This is a genomic window from Kitasatospora sp. NPDC003701 (assembly GCF_053587085.1).
The window spans coordinates 38,010-53,309 of sequence record NZ_JBSFNM010000015.1 but is presented as its reverse complement, the minus strand read 5'-3'; the positions used below and the strand labels follow the sequence as shown (position 1 = coordinate 53,309).

Genomic DNA, 15,300 nt, shown 5'->3' with positions numbered 1-15,300 from the left:
GCTCGGTGCGCGAAGATGGCGGGCCCTTGGTGCAGGCCCCTCGAGAAGGCCTGCGGTGCTCCGAGATCCGTCCGATGTCGTACGGGATTCTCCTCGTCGGTTCCGTTCGCTTCGGAGAGGTCCTGCCCATGCGCACTTCGTCGTCCTTCCTTCGTGATGTACCGGTGCTGCTGGTGGCAGTGGTGTGGGGGTCGAGCTTTCTCGCGGTGCAGCAGGTGGCCGAGCCAGGGACGGTGGTGGCGATGCTGGTGCTGCGGTTCGGTCTGGTGCTGCCGCTGCTGGGGCTGCTCGCACGGCGGGCACTGCGGGGGATGAGCCGGGCCGAGTGGCTGGGCGGGGCCGTCCTGGGCCTGGTGCTCGGTGGGGTCTTTCTGCTGGAGACGTACGGCGCGGTGCACACCTCCGCGACCAATGCCGGCCTGATCATCAGCCTCACGATGGTGTTCACCCCGCTCGCCGAGAGCGCGCTCTCCCGGACCTCGCTGCCGCGGGCGTTTCTTGCGGCGGCCGGGCTGGCGGTGGTGGGTGTCGCCCTGCTCACCGGCGGCGGCGGGCTGAAGGCGCCGACAGTGGGTGATCTGTTGGTGCTCGGCGCCGCCGTGGTGCGGACCGTGCACGTGCTCGCCATGGCCCGCGTCCGAGCCATTCGGGAGACCGACACGCTGGCTCTCACCTGGGTCCAACTTGCTACCGCCACAGTGGTGTTCGCCGTGGTGGCGCCGATCGCCGGACCGCTGCCGTGGACGGTCGCCGCCTCGTACGGCCCCACCGAGTGGGCCTGGTTGTTGCATCTGACGCTGCTGTGCACGCTGTTCGCCTTCTTCGTGCAGATGTGGGCCGTCCGTGCCACCTCGCCGTCCCGGGTCAGCCTGCTGCTCGGCACCGAGCCGCTCTGGGCCGCCGTCTTCGGGATCACCCTCGCCGGCAACCACTTGGGCCCGCTCGCCCTCCTCGGGGGCGCACTCGTCCTGGTCGCCACCGAATGGGGGCGCCGTACCGCTGTCGGGAAGGGGCGGGACGAACTCCGGCCGGTGGAGGTGGAGCCGACGCCGGTCTGAGCGTGTGCGGTCGTCATCGGCGCCCCAGGGTGCGGCGGGCGTAGGCGATGGTGACGACGGCGACCAACGGACCCCAGGCGACCAACGGGAGGTAGCAGAGGGTCATGATCAGGCCGGCGGCGCCATGGGGGGCTTCCGGGTTGTTCATCGCGGCTGCCCAACCGCCGAACAGGGACGACATGCCGACCCAGATGAGAGCGGCGGAGCCCAGCGTGGCCGGGACGATCGCGGCGAGCGGATGGACGGTGCGGCCACCGATCAGGGGGATCCAGCGGGGCACCACCTCGCCCCAGGGGCGGACCAGGCCGACGGTGAGGAAGGCCAGCGCTTCGGCCAGAACGCTCAGCAGTACGACGTAGGCGGTGCCCCAACCCGGGGTGTAGCGATCGGCCGTCGCGGCGAGCTCGCCGCTGAAGCCGACCGGAACGCCCAGCCCGAGGGCCACCCGCCAGAGCCCGGACGGCACGGTTGTCCAGACGGTGGCCCTGGCGGCGAGATCGGCCCAGCGGGGGACGCCCGATGCGGTGTTCCGCGGGCCGTTGGCCGTGCCGACGGCCGGCTTGGCGGCGGTGGGCCTACTGAGGCTGGCGGGGCGCGTGGGCACTGGCACGGTGGCGGTCACGGCGTTCGTCATGGCGGTGAACTCCCTTCGCGGCCGGCCCCGGTGGCCGATCCGACGAATCAAGCCTGGCGGCCGGCCAGGGGGATTAACAGCTGCCGATCGGGCTGTTCTGGCTGCTCAGAACGCATGCGGAAATGTGCCGATCGGCACAGGCGGCGAGCATCGGTGCTCCATAAGCTGTTCGTCGAAGGGAGGCGATGATGAGTCAGATCCTGGCGTTGGCCGTTCCCGTCGCTGTGCTGCTCGGTTGGGCGGCGCGGACGCGGTGCGGGGTTGTGGTCGTGGCCGGTGTGGCCGGGGCGGGTTCGGTAGCGGTCACGGCGGGAGTCTGGGCTGCCGGCCGTTGGGCCGAGTCGGACCGGTGGTGCGGGCTGGTCGGGTTGCTCGAACTCGCCTCGCTGCTCCTGCTCTTGGTCTCGACGCTGCGGGCCGAGGGCGGGCGACGGTCCGCGGTGGTGGCCTGGACGATCGCGGGCGCGGTGGCACTCTGGCCGTCCCGCTTCCAGGGCATCGTCGGGCCGGGAGACGCATTGACCCTCTTCGGCTTCGGGTCGGTGTTCGCGGTGCCGGCCGTGCTGATGGGGGTGTACCTGCGGGGGCTTGACGAGACCCGGCGCCGCTCGGTGGCCGCCGCACGCCGCACCCAACGGCTCGACCTGGCGCATGACCTGCACGACTTCGTCGCTCACGATGTCAGCGGCATGGTCGCTCAGGCACAGGCGGGCATGGTGCTGGCCGCCTCGGACCCGGCCAGGGCGGTGGCGCTGTTCGAGCGGATAGAGCGGGCCGGGCAACAGGCGCTGGCCTCGCTCGACCGGACCGTCAACCTGCTGCGCAGCGAGGAGACGGACACCGCGGAGCGCGGACCGCAGCCGGGCCTGGCCGAGCTCGTCGAGCTCACCGATCGGTTCGCGGAGTCCGGTGGTGTCAGCGTGCGACTGGATGCTCCGGCCGACCAGCCCGGAGTGCCCAGGGAGGTGGCGGCGACGGCATACCGGGTCGTGGTCGAGGCATTGACCAACGTCCGCCGGCACGCGCCCGCCGCGCGCGTGGTCGACGTCCGGGTGCGGCGTGAGGGGCGGTGGCTGGAGGTCGCCGTGCAGGACGACGGTGGCGCTCCGCAGCAGTCCGGTACGCGCTTCGGCGAGGCGTTCCGAGGCGGCAGCGGACTCGCGGGGCTGGCAGCCAGGGTGGAGGCGCTGGGCGGAGCGCTCGCCTCGGGGCGGAAGGGTTCCGAGGGCTGGCTGGTCACGGCGACGATTCCATTGGAGGGGCGATGAGTATCCGGGTCCTTCTCGCGGACGACGACGAGGCGATTCGCAGCGCGTACCGGATCATCCTGGACGCTCAGCCCGACATCGAGGTGGTGGGCGAGGCCGAGGACGGCGCGGTGGCGGTTGAGCAGGCCAACCGGTTGCAACCGGACGTGATCCTCGCGGACATCAGGATGCCCAGGCTGGACGGGCTGGAGCTGACCCGGCGGTTGGGCGAGGAGTTCCGGGTCGTTGTGGTGACGACCTTCGACCTCGACGAGTACGTGCATGCTGCGATCCGCGCCGGCGCGGCCGGGTTCCTGCTGAAGCGCTCCGGACCGGCGCTGCTCGCCGAGGCGGTGCGGGCAGCGGTCGCGGGGGACGCGTTGATCAGCCCGCAGGTCACCGTGCGCCTCCTGCGCCAGCTGTCGCATCAGGATCAAGGGCCCCATCAGGCGCAGCCGGCACGGCAGGCGACGCATCGGGAGCGCCCGAGGCCGGAGGTCGTGGAGGAACTCACCGCAAGGGAAAAGGAGATCGCCCAGCTTGTCGCCGGCGGGTCGACCAATGCGGAGATCGGCTCGCAGCTGTTCATCGCCGCCGGGACGGTGAAGAACCACCTGGCCACGATCCAACGCAAGATCGGTGCCCGTAACCGCGTCGGCATCGCGGCCTGGGTGTGGGAGAGCGCTTCCTGAACAACGGTCCGGGTGCGCGCGGACGCCTCGGTGGCACCCGGCCCCCGACCCAACGGCCGCCGCGCCAGTGCGACCGGGAGGCCTCGCTCCGCCGCGACCCACCCCGGTCACGGAAGGCGCCCCCGGAACACGGCCCGGAACACGGCCCGGAACGCGGCCCCGGAAGGCGCCCCCCAAGGGGCCCCGAACGTGCCACCCCAACGTGCCCCTGAAGGCGCTCCCGAACGCGCCCCGAAGGCGCCAAGCCAGCGCGTGGCGGGCCGCGAAAACGGACGCTCGCGCGCTTGTGAACGAAGGGTCAAGCGGGCGTTCGGAGGGCCGCCACCCCTGCGAGTGAGGCGCTATAACACGTCAACATGACGCCAGGAAATTTGCTCTGGTCGACGCATAGTTGATATAGGAGCGACGCCCTGACCTGCCGCTTCGCAGATGAATACGACTTATTGTGACCATTTGACTGCTTTGCGTTGACAACTCTGGTCATGTTCACTTTCGCCACCATTCCAGGGGTGGCGTAGATCACAAAGATCCCCGTGAACTGCGTGTCGCAGATCACAAGCCGACGGGCATAGGATGCGCTCGTTCCAGGCTTTGTGAACTGCCTCACATGAGGTGGATCTCGGGAACTGGAACGCGGGTCCACCACAGCGTGACCCGTCGGTTCCGATCTGCAGTCAAGGACGACTGGACGGAGGGAGCGGGGGCTATGAATGCCTACGCGCCGATCCTCGTACTCGGTGCCATCGCGGCGGCGTTCGCGGTCGGTTCCGTCGCGATGGCCTCAGTGACCGGCCCCAAGCGCTACAACCGGGCCAAGTTGGAGGCGTACGAGTGCGGCATCGAGCCGACCCCGCAGCCCGTGGGCGGCGGTCGGTTCCCGATCAAGTACTACCTGACGGCGATGCTCTTCATCGTCTTCGACATCGAGATCGTCTTCCTTTATCCGTGGGCGGTGAGCTTCGACGCCCTGGGGATCTTCGGACTGGTCGAGATGCTCCTGTTCATCGCCACCGTCTTCGTCGCGTACGCCTACGTCTGGCGCCGCGGCGGCCTGGAGTGGGACTGAGTGCGGGGCGGCCGCTGACTTTGTGAACGGGCGGACAAGCCCGGACGGGTGCAGGGGCCCGAACCAGCGCACGGACCACAGGACTTGAGGGCACTGAGGGCATTGAGAGGGATCTGATGGGAATCGAGGAGAAGCTGCCGAGCGGCTTTCTGCTCACGAGTGTGGAGACAGCCGCGGGCTGGGTGCGCAAGGCGTCGCTCTTCCCGGCCACCTTCGGACTCGCCTGCTGCGCGATCGAGATGATGACCACCGGGGCCGGCCGCTACGACCTGGCCCGGTTCGGGATGGAGGTCTTCCGGGGCTCCCCCCGGCAGGCCGATCTGATGATCGTGGCAGGTCGGGTGAGCCAGAAGATGGCGCCGGTCCTGCGCCAGGTGTACGACCAGATGGCGAACCCGAAGTGGGTCATCTCGATGGGGGTCTGCGCCTCCTCGGGCGGGATGTTCAACAACTACGCGATCGTGCAGGGCGTCGACCACATCGTCCCGGTGGACATCTACCTCCCCGGGTGTCCGCCCCGCCCGGAGATGCTGATGGACGCCATCCTGAAGCTGCACGACAAGATCCAGCACGAGCCGCTGGGCGCGAACCGGCGCCGGGCCGAGGAGTTGGGCGAGGCACTGGCCCTGCAGGCCACCCCGGTGAGTGAGATGCGGGGGCTGCTGCGATGAACGACCAGGTACCCGAGACCCGCCGCGACCAGGAGCAGCCGCGCCGAGAGATCCCCGTCGAGGTGGTCGGTCGGCGACAGGGCATGTTCGGTGCCGAGGGCAGCGGTGACACTTCCGGCTTCGGCGGGCTCAACGCCCCGATCGCCCTGCCGCCCGCCACCGAACGCCCCTACGGCGGTTGGTTCGACGAGGTCGCGGACGAGCTGGAGGGCGCACTGGAGGAGCAGGGCCTCGAACCGGCGGACGTGATCGAGAAGACCGTCGTCGACCGTGCCGAGCTCACCTTCCACATCGCCCGTGAACACCTGCTCCGGACCGTGCGCACCCTGCGCGACGACCCCGCGCTCCGCTTCGAGCTCTGTCTCGGCGTGAGCGGCGTGCACTACCCGGGCGACCAGGGCCGTGAGCTGCACGCGGTCTACCACCTGCGCTCGATCACCCACGGCCGGCTGATCAGGCTGGAGGTCACCGCGCCCGACGCCGATCCGCGGATCCCGTCGGTGGTCAGCGTCTATCCGACCAACGACTGGCACGAGCGCGAGGTCTACGACTTCTTCGGCCTGATCTTCGAAGGCCGCTCGGCGCTCACCCGGATCATGATGCCGGACGACTGGCTGGGGCACCCGCAGCGCAAGGACTACCCGCTCGGCGGCATCCCCGTCGAGTACAAGGGCGCCCAGATCCCGGCTCCCGACCAGCGGAGGTCGTACAGCTGATGAGTACTCAGCACTACGAAGAGGCGGCGGCCGGCGAGGCCGCCCGGGCCGGTGCCCGCGAGACGACCGAGGGCCGGGTCTTCACCGTCACCGGAGGCGACTGGGGCGAGGTGGTCGAAGCCGTCGGCCGGGCCGACGACGAGCGCATCATCGTCAACATGGGGCCCCAACACCCGTCCACCCACGGCGTGTTGCGTCTGATCCTGGAGATCGACGGCGAGACGGTGAAGGAGGCCCGCTGCGGCATCGGCTACCTCCACACCGGCATCGAGAAGAACATGGAGTTCCGCAGCTGGGTCCAGGGCACCACCTTCGTGACCCGGATGGACTACCTGACCCCGCTGTTCAACGAGGCCGCCTACTGCCTCGCGGTCGAGAAGCTGCTCGGCATCACCGACGACATCCCGGACCGGGCCAGCGTCATCCGCGTCATGATGATGGAGCTCAACCGGGTCTCCTCGCACCTGGTCTGCCTGGCCACCGGCGGTATGGAGATCGGCGCCCTGACGCTGATGACCTACGGGTTCCGTGACCGCGAGACCGTCCTGGACATCTTCGAGCTGGTCACCGGCCTGCGGATGAACCACGCGTACATCCGCCCGGGCGGCCTCGCCCAGGACCTCCCGCCCGGCGCGGTCGACCAGATCCACGAGGCGGTGAAGACCCTCCGCGTCCGGCTGCACGAGTACGACAAACTCGCCACCGGCAACCCGGTGTTCAAGGCGCGCCTGGTCGACGTCGGCTTCCTCGACCTGCCCGGCTGCCTGGCCCTCGGTGCCACCGGCCCGGTCCTGCGTTCCACCGGTCTGCCGCACGACCTGCGCAAGACGGACCCGTACTGCGGCTACGAGGACTACGACTTCGAGGTCGCGATCGCCGACAGCGCCGACTCCTACGGCCGCTTCCTGATCCGGCTGGAGGAGATGCGGCAGTCGCTGCGGATCGTCGAGCAGTGCCTGGAGCGGTTGCGCCCCGGCCCGGTCATGGTGGCGGACAAGAAGATCGCCTGGCCGGCCCAGCTGGCCGTCGGCCCGGACGGGATGGGCAACTCGCTCGACCACATCCGCAAGATCATGGGCACCTCGATGGAGGCCCTGATCCACCACTTCAAGCTGGTCACCGAGGGCTTCCGGGTCCCGGCCGGCCAGGCGTACGCGGCGGTCGAGTCGCCCAAGGGCGAGCTGGGCGTGCACGTGGTCAGCGACGGCGGGACACGCCCGTACCGGATCCACTTCCGGGATCCGTCGTTCACCAATCTGCAGTCGATGGCGGCGATGTGCGAGGGCGGCCAGATCGCCGACGTGATCGTCGCGGTGGCCGGGCTCGACCCGGTGATGGGAGGCGTGGACCGGTGACAGACGTCCAGTTGGGGATGCCGGCGCTGCCGGCCAAGCCGTACCCCGAGGAGGTGCACGCCCGTCTGGTCGACGACGCGAAGGAGCTGATCGGCCGCTACCCGGTGGCCCGGTCCGCGCTGCTTCCGCTGCTGCACCTGGTGCAGGCCGAGGAGGGCTTCGTCAGCCCGACCGGCATCCGGTTCTGCGCCGAGCAGTTGGACCTCACCACCGCCGAGGTCACCGCCGTCGCGACCTTCTACACCATGTACCGGCGCCGGCCGGCCGGGAAGTACCACGTCGGGGTCTGCACCAACACCCTCTGCGCGGTGCTCGGCGGCGACCAGATCTTCGACGAGCTCCAGCAGCACCTCGGGATCAAGAACAACGAGACCACCGAGGACGGCGAGATCTCGATCGAGCACATCGAGTGCAACGCCGCCTGCGACTACGCCCCCGTCGTGATGGTCAACTGGGAGTTCTTCGACGACCAGACCCCGGAGAGCGCCCGGCGGCTGGTCGACGACCTGCGGGCGGGCCGGGAGGTCCACCCCACCCGCGGTGCCCGGCTCTGCAGCTTCAAGGAGTCCGCCCGGATCCTGGCCGGCTTCCCCGACGAGCGCCCCGGCGCCGTCGACGAGTCCGGTGCCGGTGGCGCACCCTCGCTGGCCGGACTTCGGCTGGCCAAGGGCGAGGCCCTGCCCGGCACCGGTGGCACCCGGGTCGTCTCGCCCCGTCACGAAGGGACCGAAGCGTGATGACCTCCGCCGAGCCGGCCGAGAAGCTGCTCACCCCCGTACTCTCCGCCTCCTGGGACGACAGCCGCCCCTGGACGCTCGCCACCTATCGCCGCCACGCCGGGTACGAGGGCCTGAAGGCGGCCCTCGCGATGCCCCCGGACGACGTGATCGCGCTGGTCAAGGACTCCGGTCTGCGCGGTCGCGGCGGCGCCGGCTTCCCCACCGGGATGAAGTGGCAGTTCATCCCGCAGAACGACGGGAAGCCGCACTACCTGGTGGTGAACGCGGACGAGTCCGAGCCGGGCACCTGCAAGGACATCCCGCTGCTGTTCGCCAACCCGCACGCGCTGATCGAGGGCATGATCATCGCCTCCTACGCGATCCGCTGCGACCACGCGTTCATCTACCTGCGCGGCGAGGTCGTCCCGGTGCTGCGCCGCCTCCAGGCCGCCGTCGCCGAGGCCTACCAGGCAGGGCTGCTCGGCAAGAACATCCTGGACTCCGGCATCGACCTCGACATCACCGTGCACGCCGGCGCCGGCGCCTACATCTGCGGCGAGGAGACGGCCCTGCTGGACTCGCTGGAGGGGCGCCGCGGCCAGCCCCGGCTGCGCCCGCCGTTCCCGGCGATCGCCGGTCTCTACGCCTGCCCGACGGTGGTCAACAACGTCGAGTCGATCGCCTCGGTGCCGCCGATCCTGGCCCGCGGCAAGGAGTGGTTCAAGGGCCTGGGCACCGAGAAGTCCCCCGGCTTCACGCTCTACTCGCTCTCCGGTCACGTCACCAACCCCGGCCAGTACGAGGCCCCGCTCGGCGTCACGCTGCGCCAGCTGCTGGACATCAGCGGCGGCGTCCGGTCCGGGCACCGGCTCAAGTTCTGGACGCCGGGCGGCTCCTCCACCCCGATGTTCACCGACGAGCACCTCGACGTCCCGCTCGACTACGAGGGCGTCGGCGCGGCCGGCTCGATGCTCGGCACCAAGGCCCTCCAGGTCTTCGACGAGACCACCTGCGTGGTCCGGGCCGTCACCCGCTGGACGGAGTTCTACGCCCACGAGTCCTGCGGCAAGTGCACGCCGTGCCGCGAGGGGACGTACTGGCTCGTCCAGTTGCTGAAGCGGATCGAGGCCGGCGAGGGCGTCGAGGGAGACCTGGAGAAGCTGCTCGACATCGCCGACAACATCAACGGCAAGTCCTTCTGCGCGCTGGGCGACGGCGCGGCCAGCCCGATCGTCTCCTCGCTCCAGCACTTCCGGGCCGAATACGAGCAGCACCTGGCCGAGCGCCGCTGCCCGTTCGACCCGGCCGCCTCCACCGTCTGGGCCGACGGCCCCCGCCCCGGCCACCAGTCCGCCACCGAAAGGGAGGTGCACGCGTGACGATCACAGAACCAGCCACCTCCAAGGCCGCGGTCGACCTGGTCACGCTCACCATCGACGGCGTCGAAGTGCAGGTCCCCAAGGGGACGTTGGTGATCCGGGCCGCCGAGCAGATCGGCACCCAGATCCCGCGCTTCTGCGACCACCCGCTGCTCGACCCGGCCGGCGCCTGCCGGCAGTGCATCGTCGAGATCGAGGGGCAGCGCAAGCCCGTCGCCTCCTGCACGATCCCGGTCGCCGAGGGCATGGTGGTCCGGACGCAGCTCAGTTCGCCGGTCGCCGAGAAGGCCCAGCGCGGCGTGATGGAGCTGCTGCTGATCAACCACCCGCTGGACTGCCCGGTCTGCGACAAGGGCGGCGAGTGCCCGCTGCAGAACCAGGCGATGTCCACCGGGGACACCGACTCCCGCTTCGAGGGGATGAAGCGGACGTACGAGAAGCCGGTGCCGATCAGCACCCAGGTGCTGCTGGACCGCGAGCGCTGCGTGCTCTGCGCCCGCTGCACCCGCTTCTCGCAGCAGATCGCCGGGGACCCGTTCATCGACCTGGTCGAGCGCGGCGCCCTCCAGCAGGTCGGCACCGGCCAGGGCGACGACTTCGAGTCGTACTTCTCCGGCAACACCATCCAGATCTGCCCGGTCGGCGCGCTCACCTCGGCGGCTTATCGTTTCCGCTCCCGCCCGTTCGACCTGGTCTCCTCGCCGAGCGTCTGCGAGCACTGCTCCTCCGGCTGCGCCCAGCGCACCGACCACCGGCGCGGCAAGGTGCTGCGGCGCCTCGCGGGCGAGGACCCGGCAGTCAACGAGGAGTGGAACTGCGACAAGGGCCGGTTCGCCTTCCGCTACGCGCAGCAGCGCGACCGGCTCGCCACCCCGCTGGTCCGCGACCCCGCGACGGGTGAACTCGTCGCCGCCTCCTGGCCGGAGGCGCTGGCCAGGGCCGCCGAGGGGCTGCGCGGTGCCCGTGCCGGCGTGCTCACCGGCGGCCGCGTCACCGTCGAGGACGCCTACGCCTACGCCAAGTTCGCCCGGGTGGTCCTCGGGACCAACGACGTGGACTTCCGGGCCCGCCCGCACAGCGGCGAGGAGGCGGACTTCCTGGCCGCCGCCGTCGCCGGCCGCGGCACCGACCTGGACGGCAGCGGCGTCGACTACGAGGCGCTGGAGGCCGCCCCGGCCGTGCTGCTCGCGGGCCTGGAGCCCGAGGAGGAGTCGCCGATCGTCTTCCTGCGGCTGCGCAAGGCCACCCGGGCCGGCGGCCTCAAGGTGTTCTCGATCGCCGCCTACGGCTCGCGGGGCCTGGCCAAGCTGCGCGGTGCACTGCTGCCCGCGGCCCCCGGCACCGAGGCCGAGTGGCTCTCCGCCCTCGCCTCCGACGAACCGCTGAACGACGACGCCGGCCGCGCCGCCGAACTGCTCCGCACCCCCGGTGCCGTCATCCTGGCCGGTGAGCGATTGGCCGCCGCGCCCGGTGCACTGACCGCCGCGCTGCGCCTCGCGCACGCCACCGGCGCCCGGCTCGCCTGGATCCCGCGCCGGGCCGGCGAACGCGGCGCCGTCGAGGCGGGCGCGCTGCCCGGGCTGCTGCCCGGCGGCCGTCCGGTCACCGCTCCGGCGGCCCGGGCCGAGGCCGCCGCCGCCTGGGGGGTGGCCGAACTCCCGGCCCGGCTCGGCCGGGACACCGACCAGATCCTCGCGGCCGCCGCCCACGGCGCCCTGGACGCGCTGCTGGTCGGCGGCGTCGACCCGGACGACCTGCCGGATCCGGCGCTCGCCGAGGAGGCGCTGGCCACCGTGCCGTTCGTGGTGTCGCTGGAGCTGCGCCCGTCCGCGGTCACCGCGCAGGCCGATGTGGTGCTGCCGGTCGCCGCGGTGGCCGAGAAGGCCGGGACGTTCCTGGACTGGGAGGGCCGGGTGCGGATGTTCGAGGCCGCGCTCAAGCCCGACCAGCAGATGAGCCGGCACCTGTACCCGGACGGCCGGGTGCTGAACATGCTGGCGGACGCGCTGGGCCACCGGTTGGGCCTGCCCGACGTCCGGGCCGCCCGGCTGGAGCTGGACCGGTTCGAGCCGTGGACCGGCGACCACCCGGCGGCCCCGGCCGCGCACCCCGCGCTGCTGCCCCGGCCGGCCACCGGCCAGGCGGTGCTGGCCGGCTGGCGTCAGCTGCTGGACAACGGCTCGCTCCAGCAGGGCGATCCGCACCTGGCCGGCACCCGGCACCCGGCCGTCGCGCGCATCTCACCGGCCACCGCCGAGGAGGTCCGGGCCACCGAGGTGCCCGCCGCGACCTCCACCGGGGCCCCGGCCGGGACGCTCGTCCCGGCCCTGCGGCTGACCGGTCCGGCCGGGTCGCTCACCCTGCCGCTGGAGATCACCAAGGACATCCCGGACCGTACGGTCTGGATCCCGCTGAACTCCACCCCGGGTGGCGCCTACCGCACCCTGGGCACCACCGTGGGCCACCTGGTCACGATCGCCGCCGACACGATCACCTCCGACACGATCACCGCCGACACCGGCGAGGAGCGAGCCGGAGAAGGCAGCGCCGCGGCACCGGCCGCCCCGACCGCCGCCCCGACCGCCGAGGGGGAGGACCGATGAACCTCGCCGCGTACGAGACCCTGGGCTTCTTCGGCCGCGACCCGTGGTGGCTGGTCCTGCTCAAGGCCGTCTTCTGCTTCGTGTTCCTGGTCGGCACCGTGCTGATCGCGATCATCTGGGAGCGCAAGGTGGTGGGCTGGATGCAACTGCGCATCGGCCCCAACCGGAACGGCCCGTGGGGCATGCTGCAGTCGCTCGCGGACGGCGTGAAGCTGGCGCTCAAGGAAGACCTGGTGGTCAAGGGCGCCGACAAGGTGGTCTACATCCTGGCCCCGATCGTCTGTGCCATCCCCGCGTTCATGGCCTTCGCGGTGATCCCCTTCGGCCCGGCCGGCGACGAGGTGTCGATCTTCGGCACCCGGACCCCGCTGCAGCTGACGGACTTCCCGGTGGCGCTGCTGTACATCCTGGCCACCGCCTCGGTCGGGATCTACGGCATCGTGCTGGCCGGCTGGTCGTCCGGCTCGACCTATCCGCTGCTCGGCGGGCTGCGCTCCTCGGCGCAGATGATCAGCTACGAGATCGCGATGGGCCTGTCCTTCGCGGCGGTGTTCATCTACTCCGGCTCGATGTCCACCTCGGAGATCGTCTCCTCGCAACAGCCGACCTGGTTCGCGGTGTTGCTGCCGGTCTCCTTCATCGTCTACATCATCGCCATGGTCGGCGAGACCAACCGGGCGCCGTTCGACCTCCCGGAGGCCGAGGGCGAGCTGGTCGGCGGTTTCAACACCGAGTACTCCTCGCTGAAGTTCGCGATGTTCATGCTGGCGGAGTACGTCAACATGGTCACCGTCTCGGCCGTCGCCTCCACGCTCTTCCTGGGCGGCTGGCGGGCGCCCTGGCCGGTCTCCACCTTCTGGGAGGGGGCCAACCACGGCTGGTGGCCGATGCTCTGGATCACGCTGAAGATCCAGCTGCTGATCTTCTTCTTCATCTGGCTGCGCGGGACCCTGCCCCGGCTGCGCTACGACCAGTTCATGAAGCTCGGCTGGAAGGTGCTGATCCCGGTCTCGCTGGTCTGGCTGGTCATGGTGGCCAGCGTCCGGGCCCTGCGGAACGAGGGCTACGACTTCGGCGAGGTGGTGCTGTACGTCGGCGCACCGGCGGGCGCGATCCTGCTGCTGGCCCTGCTGCGGGACGCCCTGAAGCGCAAGCCCGAACCGGCCGGCCCGGAGGCCGAAGGCGCGCCGCCCGGCGACGGGTTCGACCCGATGGCCGGCGGCTACCCGGTACCTCCGCTGCCCGGCCAGCAGCTCCCGCCGGTCCCGCGCCGGCGCAGCCGCGCCCCGAAGCAACTCCAGGACGCCCTCAACGGGGCCGACCATTCCGAAGGGAGCTGACCGAGATGTCGTCCGACCAGAACGACAGGACCGACAAGCCGTCCGTCCTCGGGCCGGCCGCAGGCTTCGGCGTGACCTTCAAGGCCATGTTCAAGAAGCGGATCACCGAGCAGTACCCGGAGGAGAAGAAGCCCACCGCTCCGCGCTTCCACGGCCGCCACCAGCTGAACCGGCATCCGGACGGCCTGGAGAAGTGCGTCGGCTGCGAGCTCTGCGCCTGGGCCTGCCCGGCCGACGCGATCTACGTGGAGGGCGCCGACAACCGCGAGGAGGAGCGCTACTCGCCGGGTGAGCGGTACGGGGTGGTCTACCAGATCAACTACGCCCGCTGCATCCTCTGCGGCCTCTGCATCGAGGCCTGCCCGACCCGGGCACTCACCATGACCAACGAGTACGAACTCGCGGACTCCTCGCGCAAGGACCTCATCTTCACCAAGGACCAGCTGTTGGTCGGCCTCTCCGAAGGCATGGTCGACAGCCCGCACTCGATCTTCCCGGGCGCCGACGAAGGCGCCTACTACCGGGGCGAGATCACCGCGGCGGCGCCCGGGACGGTCCAGCAGGAGCGCACCGACCGGGAGAAGGAGGCCCAGCAGTGACCGCACTGAACCTCGCGGAGCGCGGCGCGGCCCTCGCCGCCACCGGGACGACCTCCACCGGTGAGGCCGTCCAGTTCTGGGTGCTCGCGGTGATCGCCGTCGGCGGAGCGCTCGGCATGCTGCTGATGAGGAAGGCCGTGCACAGCGCGCTCTGCCTGGCCGCCACCATGCTCGCCCTGGCGGTCTGTTACATGGCCCAGGGCGCGGTCTTCCTGGGCGTGGTGCAGATCGTCGTCTACACCGGCGCGATCATGATGCTGTTCCTGTTCGTGGTGATGCTGGTCGGCGTCACCAGCGCCGACTCGCTGAAGGAGCAGCTGAAGGGCCAGCGGTTCGCCGCCGTCCTCTGCGGGCTCGGGTTCGGCGTGCTGCTGATCGCCGGCATCGCCAACGCCAAGCTGGACACCTTCACCGGCCTCGCCGAGGCCAACGCCGAGGGCAACGTCCAGGGTCTCGCCCGGCTGATCTTCACCAAGTACGTCTGGGCCTTCGAGGTCACCGGCGCGCTGCTGATCACCGCCGCGATCGGCGCCATGGTGCTGACCCACCGCGAGCACGTGAAGGCTCCGAAGACGCAGCGCGAGCTCGCCGCCCAGCGGGTCAAGGACAACATCCAGCTGCCGCCGCTGCCCGCGCCCGGCGTCTACGCCCGGCACAACGCGGTCGACATCCCGGCCCTGCTGCCGGACGGCACCATCGCCGAGGACTCGGTGATGGAGACCCTGCGCGAGCGCGGCCAGATCCGCGACGTCAGCCAGGAGATGCTGCGGCGGATGGCCGAGCTGGAGTCCACCACCGCCGACTGGCTGGGCCGCCCGCCGTCCGAGCGCCCGCCGGTCGCCGGTCCGCGCAAGGCGTTGGAGCCGGTGCCGAACAAGCGGCCGGCCTCGGCCGGCCACGACGAGGAGGGCGCGGAGTGAATCCGGTCAACTACCTCTATCTCTCCGCCCTGTTGTTCACCATCGGAGCCTCCGGCGTGCTGATCCGGCGGAACGCGATCGTGCTGTTCATGTGCGTGGAGCTGATGCTCAACGCCTCGAACCTGGCACTCGTCACGTTCTCCCGGCTGCACGGCAATCTGGACGGCCAGATCATCGCGTTCTTCACCATGGTGGTCGCGGCGGCCGAGGTCGTGGTCGGCCTCGCCATCATCGTGTCCATCTTCCGGACCAGGCACTCGGCTTCGGTCGATGACAGCAACCTGATGAAGCTGTAGGCGGA

At 70.7% G+C, this 15,300-nt stretch carries 15 protein-coding genes; 14 read left to right on the top strand and 1 reads right to left on the bottom strand.

The genetic code is table 11. The features are described 5' to 3' along the window. Positions 1-128 precede the first annotated feature (128 nt). Positions 129-1,058, top strand: coding sequence for a DMT family transporter (locus tag ACWDRR_RS16600; RefSeq protein ID WP_449772900.1), 930 nt, complete (start codon positions 129-131; stop codon positions 1,056-1,058). A gap of 13 nt (positions 1,059-1,071) precedes the next feature. Here the strand turns inward: ACWDRR_RS16600 and ACWDRR_RS16595 are convergent, their stop codons facing one another. After that, positions 1,072-1,692, bottom strand: a complete 621-nt coding sequence (locus tag ACWDRR_RS16595; RefSeq protein ID WP_449772899.1) for a hypothetical protein — start codon at positions 1,690-1,692, stop codon at positions 1,072-1,074. 368 nt (positions 1,693-2,060) lie between these two features. On the opposite strand from ACWDRR_RS16595, the gene ACWDRR_RS16590 reads away from it, so the two are divergent. From ACWDRR_RS16590 to nuoK, 13 genes are all read left to right on the top strand, one after another. Next, positions 2,061-2,960: a sensor histidine kinase gene (locus ACWDRR_RS16590; RefSeq protein WP_449772898.1), complete on the top strand. Its 900-nt coding sequence runs from the start codon at positions 2,061-2,063 to the stop codon at positions 2,958-2,960. Continuing rightward, entirely contained in the window at positions 2,957-3,631 is a 675-nt protein-coding gene (locus tag ACWDRR_RS16585) for a response regulator (RefSeq protein WP_449772897.1), read from the top strand. The genes ACWDRR_RS16590 and ACWDRR_RS16585 overlap by 4 nt, the downstream gene beginning before the upstream one ends. A gap of 706 nt (positions 3,632-4,337) precedes the next feature. Then, a complete protein-coding gene (locus ACWDRR_RS16580) occupies positions 4,338-4,697 on the top strand; it encodes an NADH-quinone oxidoreductase subunit A (RefSeq protein ID WP_449772896.1) in 360 nt (119 codons plus the stop codon). Between the two features lie 116 nt (positions 4,698-4,813). Further along, positions 4,814-5,368, top strand: a complete 555-nt coding sequence (locus tag ACWDRR_RS16575; RefSeq protein WP_449772895.1) for a NuoB/complex I 20 kDa subunit family protein — start codon at positions 4,814-4,816, stop codon at positions 5,366-5,368. Then, positions 5,365-6,084, top strand: a complete 720-nt coding sequence (locus ACWDRR_RS16570; RefSeq protein WP_449772894.1) for an NADH-quinone oxidoreductase subunit C — start codon at positions 5,365-5,367, stop codon at positions 6,082-6,084. Before ACWDRR_RS16575 ends, ACWDRR_RS16570 begins: the two co-directional genes overlap by 4 nt. Next, complete coding sequence (locus ACWDRR_RS16565) at positions 6,084-7,439, top strand: NADH-quinone oxidoreductase subunit D (RefSeq protein WP_449772893.1); 1,356 nt, start codon at positions 6,084-6,086, stop codon at positions 7,437-7,439. The genes ACWDRR_RS16570 and ACWDRR_RS16565 overlap by 1 nt, the downstream gene beginning before the upstream one ends. Further along, positions 7,436-8,176: an NADH-quinone oxidoreductase subunit NuoE gene (nuoE, locus tag ACWDRR_RS16560; protein ID WP_360624617.1), complete on the top strand. Its 741-nt coding sequence runs from the start codon at positions 7,436-7,438 to the stop codon at positions 8,174-8,176. Before ACWDRR_RS16565 ends, nuoE begins: the two co-directional genes overlap by 4 nt. Beyond that, complete coding sequence (gene nuoF, locus ACWDRR_RS16555; protein ID WP_449772892.1) at positions 8,176-9,537, top strand: NADH-quinone oxidoreductase subunit NuoF; 1,362 nt, start codon at positions 8,176-8,178, stop codon at positions 9,535-9,537. Before nuoE ends, nuoF begins: the two co-directional genes overlap by 1 nt. After that, the gene (locus ACWDRR_RS16550; RefSeq protein WP_449772891.1) at positions 9,534-12,140 is read left to right on the top strand and encodes an NADH-quinone oxidoreductase subunit G; all 2,607 of its coding nucleotides are present in this window, start codon (positions 9,534-9,536) and stop codon (positions 12,138-12,140) included. Before nuoF ends, ACWDRR_RS16550 begins: the two co-directional genes overlap by 4 nt. Continuing rightward, entirely contained in the window at positions 12,137-13,480 is a 1,344-nt protein-coding gene (gene nuoH / locus ACWDRR_RS16545; protein WP_449772890.1) for an NADH-quinone oxidoreductase subunit NuoH, read from the top strand. The genes ACWDRR_RS16550 and nuoH overlap by 4 nt, the downstream gene beginning before the upstream one ends. Positions 13,481-13,485: 5 nt before the next feature. Continuing rightward, positions 13,486-14,079 (top strand): NADH-quinone oxidoreductase subunit NuoI, encoded by a 594-nt coding sequence (gene nuoI, locus ACWDRR_RS16540; RefSeq protein ID WP_449772889.1) that lies wholly within the window; start codon positions 13,486-13,488, stop codon positions 14,077-14,079. After that, on the top strand, positions 14,076-14,999 hold the full coding sequence (locus tag ACWDRR_RS16535) for an NADH-quinone oxidoreductase subunit J (RefSeq protein ID WP_449772888.1): 924 nt from the start codon (positions 14,076-14,078) through the stop codon (positions 14,997-14,999). Before nuoI ends, ACWDRR_RS16535 begins: the two co-directional genes overlap by 4 nt. Then, a complete protein-coding gene (gene nuoK, locus ACWDRR_RS16530) occupies positions 14,996-15,295 on the top strand; it encodes an NADH-quinone oxidoreductase subunit NuoK (RefSeq protein WP_209412994.1) in 300 nt (99 codons plus the stop codon). Before ACWDRR_RS16535 ends, nuoK begins: the two co-directional genes overlap by 4 nt. Positions 15,296-15,300: the final 5 nt, after the last annotated feature.